This is a genomic window from Bacillus sp. 05T31, assembly GCF_056396725.1.
Genome location: NZ_JBFTMA010000178.1, coordinates 1 through 8,225, shown reverse-complemented (window position 1 = coordinate 8,225; position 8,225 = coordinate 1). Strand labels below are relative to the sequence as shown.

Annotated in this window: 9 protein-coding genes; 3 read left to right on the top strand and 6 right to left on the bottom strand. The window is 36.7% G+C overall.

Annotated elements, in window-relative coordinates:
* From hutI to hutP, 4 genes are all read right to left on the bottom strand, one after another.
* Positions 1–1,063: imidazolonepropionase (gene hutI / locus AC1DJR_RS13190; protein ID WP_477002778.1), on the bottom strand; the 1,063-nt coding region annotated here is incomplete at its 3' end.
* A gap of 12 nt (positions 1,064–1,075) precedes the next feature.
* A complete protein-coding gene (gene hutU, locus AC1DJR_RS13185; protein ID WP_477002777.1) occupies positions 1,076–2,398 on the bottom strand; it encodes a urocanate hydratase in 1,323 nt (440 codons plus the stop codon).
* 23 nt (positions 2,399–2,421) lie between these two features.
* Positions 2,422–3,939: a histidine ammonia-lyase gene (gene hutH, locus AC1DJR_RS13180; protein ID WP_477002776.1), complete on the bottom strand. Its 1,518-nt coding sequence runs from the start codon at positions 3,937–3,939 to the stop codon at positions 2,422–2,424.
* Between the two features lie 102 nt (positions 3,940–4,041).
* Entirely contained in the window at positions 4,042–4,482 is a 441-nt protein-coding gene (gene hutP, locus AC1DJR_RS13175; RefSeq protein WP_000926519.1) for a hut operon transcriptional regulator HutP, read from the bottom strand.
* A gap of 202 nt (positions 4,483–4,684) precedes the next feature.
* On the opposite strand from hutP, the gene AC1DJR_RS13170 reads away from it, so the two are divergent.
* On the top strand, positions 4,685–5,632 hold the full coding sequence (locus tag AC1DJR_RS13170) for a class I SAM-dependent methyltransferase (RefSeq protein ID WP_477002775.1): 948 nt from the start codon (positions 4,685–4,687) through the stop codon (positions 5,630–5,632).
* Between the two features lie 13 nt (positions 5,633–5,645).
* Here AC1DJR_RS13170 and AC1DJR_RS13165 read toward each other — a convergent pair whose 3' ends face one another.
* Positions 5,646–6,218: a DJ-1/PfpI family protein gene (locus AC1DJR_RS13165; RefSeq protein WP_002167821.1), complete on the bottom strand. Its 573-nt coding sequence runs from the start codon at positions 6,216–6,218 to the stop codon at positions 5,646–5,648.
* The gene (locus tag AC1DJR_RS13160; RefSeq protein WP_477002774.1) at positions 6,215–6,793 is read right to left on the bottom strand and encodes an AAA family ATPase; all 579 of its coding nucleotides are present in this window, start codon (positions 6,791–6,793) and stop codon (positions 6,215–6,217) included. The genes AC1DJR_RS13165 and AC1DJR_RS13160 overlap by 4 nt, the downstream gene beginning before the upstream one ends.
* Before the next feature lie 253 nt (positions 6,794–7,046).
* Here AC1DJR_RS13160 and AC1DJR_RS13155 point away from each other — a divergent pair, with 253 nt between their 5' ends.
* The gene (locus AC1DJR_RS13155) at positions 7,047–7,343 is read left to right on the top strand and encodes a hypothetical protein (RefSeq protein WP_002033506.1); all 297 of its coding nucleotides are present in this window, start codon (positions 7,047–7,049) and stop codon (positions 7,341–7,343) included.
* 109 nt (positions 7,344–7,452) lie between these two features.
* Complete coding sequence (locus AC1DJR_RS13150) at positions 7,453–7,893, top strand: DUF2621 domain-containing protein (RefSeq protein ID WP_061674208.1); 441 nt, start codon at positions 7,453–7,455, stop codon at positions 7,891–7,893.
* The last annotated feature ends 332 nt before the right edge of the window (positions 7,894–8,225 follow it).

Below are 8,225 nucleotides of genomic sequence, written 5' to 3'. Positions count from 1 at the left end.
CCGCATTCCAAACTTCTTCTGGTGTCATTTTCAGTTTCAGCATCGCAATGCTCATAATAAGCTGAATGTTTTCAGTTGGACAGCTACCTGGGTTAAAATCTGTAGCTAAAGCAACCGCAACACCTTCATCGATCATTTTGCGGCCGCGTGCGAAACTTTCTTTATTTAAATAGAAAGTTGTTCCTGGTAATAAAGTCGCTACTGTATTAGAGTTTGCAAGCATTTCAATTCCTTTATCAGAAGCGCCAACTAAATGGTCCGCTGATGCTGCACCAATTTCAGCCGCTGCTTCCGCACCACCAAGAGGGTCGATTTCATCTGCATGAATTTTCACATCAAAGCCAAGCTCTTTCGCTTTTAATAAAAATTCTTTTGATTCTTCTACAGAGAACACACCTGTTTCACAGAAAATATCAACGAACTCAGCTAATTGCTTCTCTTTCATTTCTGGTAATAGATCTAGCATCCATTGTAAAAACTCTTTCGATCTTCCTTTATACTCTTTCGGAACTGCATGAGCACCTAAAAATGTTGAAACTAAATCAATTGGATGCTCTTTTTGTAATTGTGCAGTTGCCTCTAATTGTTTCCATTCTGTCTCATCATCCAATCCGTAACCACTCTTCGCTTCTACAGTTGTAACTCCGAAAGATAGCATACGGTCTAAATGGAATTTAGCTTTTTGAACAAGTTCTTCTTTCGACGCTTGTTTCGTTGCATTTACAGTTGCAAGAATACCTCCACCTTGTTCTAAAATTTCCAAGTACGGAACTCCTTGTAGTTTTAGCGCGATTTCATTTTCACGAGATCCACCAAATACAAGATGAGTATGCGGATCAACAAGACCAGGAGAAACCATTTTTCCGCCGCAATCAATAACCTCTTTCGCTTGTAATCCTTTAGATTCTTCCGCTGTTCCAACRAAAGTAATTACACCATTTTCAATTCCAACCGCACCRTTTTCAATAACAGGAAGCGTATTCATCGCTTCCCGTCTTAACAAGCCATCTTCTTGATCCATTGTTAGTAATTGACCGATATTTATTAGTAAAGTGTCCAGCATGTTTCTTCCTCCTTATTTCATCATTGGAATGTTAACGCCTTTTTCTTTCGCAGTTTGAACCGCTAAGTCATAGCCTGCATCAACGTGACGAACAACACCCCCATAACCAAGCCAACAAATACGTGATGGAAGACCTTGGAACTCAACTTGCTGGCGTGCCATACGAATCCAATTACATAAATGTTCATTATCCGCGAACTCGCGTAAAATAACTTCGTCTGTTTTATAAATATCTTCTGGATCACCAGAAAGTGCTACCCAGCGGAATGGTCCTTTTCCTTCACAGAATAATGGACGGATAAATGCTGGAACGAATCCCGGGAAATCGAAAGCATTTTTTAATCCTTCATCGAAAGCAACTTGGCGAATGTTATTTCCGTAATCAAATGTAATCGCGCCTTTTTCTTGCATTGCAAGCATTGCTTCTACATGTTTTTTCATACTTTCTTTTGATAATTGTACGTAACGTTCTGGATCTTCTTCACGAAGCTTCGCTGCTTCTTCTACTGTATAACCTACTGGAATATAACCGTTTAATGGATCATGGGCAGAAGTTTGATCCGTAACTAAGTCAGGGATAATATTACGGTTTACTAACTCAGGTAAAATTTCTGCTGCATTACCTAATAATCCAATTGAAATAGGCTCTTTCTTCTCTTTATATTCGTTTGCAATAGCCAATGCTTCTTCTAATGATTCTGTATACTTATCACAATATCTCTTTTCAATACGACGATCGATACTACGCTTATCTACATCAATAGCAATTACAACACCGCCGTTCATCGTTACAGCAAGCGGTTGTGCGCCACCCATGCCACCTAAACCAGCAGTAATCGTTACAGTACCTTTTAATGAACCATCGAAATGTTGACGTGCCGCTTCACCAAATGTTTCATATGTTCCTTGTAAAATCCCTTGTGTCCCAATGTAAATCCAGCTACCCGCTGTCATTTGTCCGTACATCATAAGACCTTTTTTCTCTAGTTCACGGAAGTGATCCCAGTTCGCCCACTTCGGTACTAAGTTTGAGTTCGCTAAAAGAACGCGAGGCGCATCTTCATGTGATTTAAAAATCGCTACCGGTTTTCCTGATTGAACAAGTAACGTTTCATCGTTTTCTAACGTTTTTAATGAATCAACAATTGCATGATAGCTTTCCCAATTACGAGCTGCACGGCCAATTCCGCCATACACAACTAATTCTTCTGGTTTTTCAGCTACTTCAGGATCTAAATTGTTCATTAACATTCGAAGTGCAGCTTCTTGAACCCATCCTTTCGTTTGTAACTCAGTACCTCTTGCCGCACGAATTGTTTGTTGTACTTTTTCCATTTCAATCTCTCCCTTTTCTCGTTTTATAGTGCTGCATTTACATCCAATCTTTCCTTTATTGAATAATTCGTTTTTAACCAATGCGCGATATTTTCAATATCCGTTGAGAATATACGGTCATTTGTAATAGAAGGCACTTGCTGACGACCTTGATGATAGAACGTTTTTGTAACTGTACTCATGTTTTCAATTCCGCGATATTCTGCTGCTTGCATCGCACAGATCATCTCAATTGCAAGAACGCGTCTTGCATTTTGAATAATTTGATGCGCATGACGTGAAGCGATTGTTCCCATACTTACGTGATCTTCTTGGTTAGCTGAAGACGGAATTGAATCTACACTCGCTGGATGAGCTAACGTTTTATTTTCTGAAACGAGTGAAGCCGCTGCATATTGCATAATCATGGCACCTGATTGAAGTCCTGGTTCTGGACTTAAAAATGGTGGTAAGTCATTTAATTGCGGATTTACTAGGCGTTCAATACGGCGCTCTGAAATATTTGCAAGCTCCGCCATCCCTACTTTTAAGAAGTCCATTGCAAATGCAATTGGTTGTCCGTGGAAATTACCACCAGAGATTACTTTTTCACCGCCATCAAAAATAAGTGGATTATCTGTTGCTGCATTCATTTCAATTTCTAATTTTTCTTTCACATAATTTAAAACTTGCCAAGAAGCACCGTKAACTTGCGGGATACAACGAAGTGAATATGCATCTTGTACACGAAGTTCTCCTTGTTTTGTCACAAGTTTACTATCATGAAGAATATCACGAATTCTGCTTGCCACTTCGACTTGCTCTTTATAACCACGCGCTTTATGAACATTTTCATCGAATGCATCAATAATGCCGCGTAATCCTTCCATTGTCATCGATGCAATTAATTCTGATTGATAAGCACTTGCTTCAGCTTCTATATAAGAAAGAACCCCTTGCGCTGTCATTGCCTGCGTACCATTGATTAACGCAAGACCTTCTTTTGCTTCAAGTTCAATAGGTTCAAGTCCTTCTTCTGTAAGAGCAACCATCGCATGAACTCGTTTTCCTTTGTAGAACACTTCACCTTCACCTAACAAAACGAGAGCAAGATGAGATAAAGGTGCTAAATCACCGCTCGCTCCTAGTGATCCTTGTTGCGGAACGACTGGATGAATTTTACGATTTACAAACTCAAGAAGCATGTTTACAACAAGTGGTCTAACACCCGATACTCCTTTTAACATCGTATTAGCTCGTAAAATCAACATACCGCGTGATACTTCTTCAGGGAATGGATCGCCTATTCCGCACGCATGTGACTGAATTAAGTTGTGYTGAAGTGCTTTTACATCATCTTTTTGAATAAGYACATCACTAAACTTTCCAAATCCAGTTGTAATACCGTAAACGACTTTTCCGTCCTCTACAATTTTCTCRACWACTTCGCGGCACTCTGCCACTTTTTGCATACTAKTTGGRCAAGCTGTTACACCTTCACCTTCAAGTAACAACCTCTTCATTTCTTCAACTGTCAATGTGTGTCCTGTTAACGTAATCATTCTTTTTCCTCCTTATAAAGGCAAAAGGGGACCTTATCTTTTTAAGACAGACTTCTGTCCTAAAAAATAAGGCCCCCTTCTAACTAATAGACTATGGGCAAATCATATGTGATTAATTCCTAAACCAATCGCCTCATGCTCAGATCCTTTTACAGGTGCACCAATCGTTCCATAAAGTGCAACAGCAACCCATTCGCCTTCTTTTTTTCCGTCGTATGGTGTACCGCGCACAATCGCAAAGCGAAGTCCTACTGTACGAAGAACGTCTGCTAACTGAATTTGACCTCTCGTCACTCCGTACAAAGCTTCCATAATTGCATGATAAAGTGCATGTGTTTCTCTGTAAACATCTGTTTCAATAACTCGGTTGCTCTTAGCCGCTGTTTCCATTGCTGCTACTACTTTTTGCGAATTCATAGAACCAACTTTCCCAGTACAATATTTCCAACCTTTCGGAATAGATAATACGGGACTTTCATTCTCATCCGCAAGTGCCAACAGCATGGCCATACGACCAATTCGATGTGTTCCTTGAAGAAGCATGTGACTCTCTCATTTCTTTTGAATTATTTGAATATTACTTAATTTAAGAATATATGAAAACGGTTAAATCGTCAATAGTTTAAAATATTATTCAAGCAATTTTTTATCCCTCTCATACTTGTACTTGTGTACACAATTTATTTACAGATTTTTTTCAGACGTGCTATAGTCTCACTAACAGATRCAAAGGGGCGAAATTTCAGTGGCGAAGCGAAAAGATATTCATTTTCGRATTGAAGAAAAATTACTTACAAGGTTTGAAGACGTACTCCATTACGAAGGTTTAAATAAAACAGATGTATTAACACATGCGATTCAGCAATTTTGCATAAAGGTGGAATGTGAAAAAATGAATGATGTAAAACGCCAATACAACGTAAGTAACCATTTACAAACACGTATCGATACGCATAAACATTACGAAGAAAAACAAGTGAATGTAGATGAAGTCGTCATTGAACATTTACAACTCCAAGGTGAAGAAAAAATATTAGAGGTCGGGTGTGCTAACGGAAAATTTCTTTCCCTTTTGCAAACTAATGGTCATAAAGGACATCTAACTGGTTTTGATCAATCCGAAACTATGCTTTCTGAAGCTGCTATAACGAATAATAYGATTGAATGGAAACTCGGTGACGCTAGTAAACTTCCTTTCGAAGCTAATTGTTATGACCTGCTAATCGCAAGGCATATGTTATACCACATGAAAGATGTCGAAAAAACTATTCAAGGATTCCATAAGATAATTCGTCCTGGCGGCGCCCTTTTAGCTACAACAAATTCTAAAGTTTCATTACCTCGTATAGATGAAATGTGTAACAAAATGTTAGTCACATTTGATTTACCAAAAACATCACCGTCAGTAGCTCCATTTTGTTTAGAAAATGGTAAAGATCTATTACACTCTGTTTTTTCAACTGTTGAAGAAACAATTATTCATAATGCACTTGTTTTTCATCATGCCACTCCAATCGTTAACTATATTTCTAGCATGTTCCCGTCGCTGAATATACCTGATAATATGTCCCTTCACACCGAAATGAAGGAATGGCTAAAAGAAGAAATAGAAAATGATTTATCATTTCATAACGGTATATGGCGCGATCCGAAAACGTTAGTGATTTATCGATGTAAAAAAGAAAAGAGCTAGCATTCGCTAGCTTTTACACGTTTTCCGGTAAAAGATTCTCCATCATTATATTGCCCTTTCCACTATAAAAATTTGTATTATGTTCATTCACTACTCCAAAATAGGAGGCAATCGCTAGTCCAAATGGCACAAATGCATGTCCTTGTGCTGTAATAATATTTGCGTGCTGTACAACTTCTGTATACACAAAATTTTCTACTGGAAAACAATCTAATTTTTGATAATCTATGGTCACTGTATAAGAGATTTCTTTTAGTAAACCTGCCCTTGCTAACGCATACGGTCCAGCACAAATCGCTGCCACTAATTTTCCTTGCTCAGAAAATTGACGAATAACTGAAAAAAGCAGTTTCGCCTCTTTCATATGTATTTCATCTCCGCCCGGAATGATAATCCCCTCATATTCTTCTACACGCACTTCACTTAATTCTATATGCGGCTGTACTTGTAAGCCTGTTTCACTTATAATCATTTCTTTTGTTAAACCCGCTGTAATGATTTCATATTTCTTTTTCAGCAATGCTGTTGCTACCGTTATTTCAAACTCTGCAAATGTCGGGTATACGAATAATAATATTTTTTTCATAGCCTTTTCTCCCTTAGCCACCCTATAAAATATGCCTCTAATTCGTCCACTGATAATATATTAGTGTCTACATAAGTTACGGGAAATTGTTTATACCATTCTTTTTCAACTTCTACTAATTTAAATTGTTCCTCAAATGTACTTCGATTTCTTGTCCTATCATTATTTCTCCTATCATACAAACTCTCTTTCGAAACATCTAAATAAAAAATTGCATCCGAACGGCATTCTCTTAATTTATACAATTCATCTTTTAATTCTGTTTCTATACCCCACTCTTTCCCTATCAATTTCGGATAAAAGAGTGTATAAAATTCAATATCTTCTGGCCCRCGRTCAAAAATCAYGACTGAACTTTTCACATTTTGAAACTCTTTTATTTTTGCTTCAATAAACATTTTTTGATTYGTAATAAACCCCTCTTTTGAGTTCATATCTAAATGTAATTCTTTTCTTTTTTCTACAATTGGATAWGGRTTTTCRTATATAAYTGAAAGCTCATATTGCTCTAACCTTTTTGCCAATGTTGTTTTCCCACTTGCCATCGGTCCTTGGAGTGAAATTACGTATGTCATCYCTCTCATTCCCTTGTACTGTAWTACATAAATAATAAACAGAATTTTGAAAACTATCAACAAGATATATATCATCTTGTTTCTTATTCTTATCTAACTTATAATAAAAAATAGAGATTATGACGGACGCAAAATAATGTAAGCTTGGAAATCCAAGCTTACATTATTTTTTGCTTTCCCTTTTCTTATAAAAAGAGTATACTAGATTAGAACGTATGTTCTTAATAATTACATACAGTAAGGAGATAGAACAATGGTATACGACACAAAAGCAATTTCTTGGAATGCATCTTTAAAACAACTTCAACGCCGCTATACAAACAAACAAGTTGACCGAAAAGAATTTGAAGATATTGAACTGATGGAATTCTTCCGCGATAACGACTACATTCCTTTACCTACACATATAAGCGGCCTATCAACAACACGTTTTACTTCTTACTCTATTTTCACAACTGAAGATAAAGATCGTAAAGTTGGCACACTCATCATTGAATATGTAGAAAATGACAATGATATTTTATGTGTTGAACAACTATACTTCGTTTAAATCACAACGCTTGGTCAAAATGATCAAGCGTTCTTGCTTTCTATGAATCTCATTGCTTATAATATAAATAAAATACAAAATATTGCTTTCGTTAAAGGAGGGCATACAATTGCTTGAAGGATGGTTTAGTTGGTTTATAGTCGTTTGGACTGTTGTATTATTAGGGCTTATGTCCATTGGTGGATATTTTATGTTCAGAAAATTCCTAAAACGGTTGCCAAAAGAAGACGGTATGTCCATTTTGGATTGGGAAGATCACTATATTAATAAAACAAGACACTTATGGGCTGACGAACAAAAACAATTGTTAGAAGAACTAGTAAGTCCCGTTCCGGAATTATTTCGCGATGTTGCTAAGTCAAAAATTGCTGGCAAAATCGGAGAACTAGCATTACAAGAAAATGCCTCTAAAATTACACAAGATTTAATTATTAAAGGATATATCATCGCCACACCAAAGCGTGATCATAAATTTTTAGTTAAAAAACTACAAGAAAAAAAGATTGATTATTCTCATTATCAATCTTTACTAACAAAATACCCTTCGTAAAAAAAGATTGCTATTTTATAGCAATCTTTTTTATAAGCTCAACTTACAGTTACTGATTTTGTAGCAATTAATCTCGCTTTCGCTAAATCTATCTGTAACCCTACAGCACTCGTATAAATCGTATCACCAGTACCTGTAATATTTACAGAGGTATATGTTGTATTCGCAGCAATTSATCCTGTTGCATTTATATTTGCAATATTAGATTCGGCTCAAGACACTTAAGCTAAGCGAAATTTCGTCATTAACATTCCACTTTCATGTTGTATCAGTACCATCAAGTGGAGTAATTGTTAATGAAGGAACGTCTCCTATACGATCCAACCTAATCT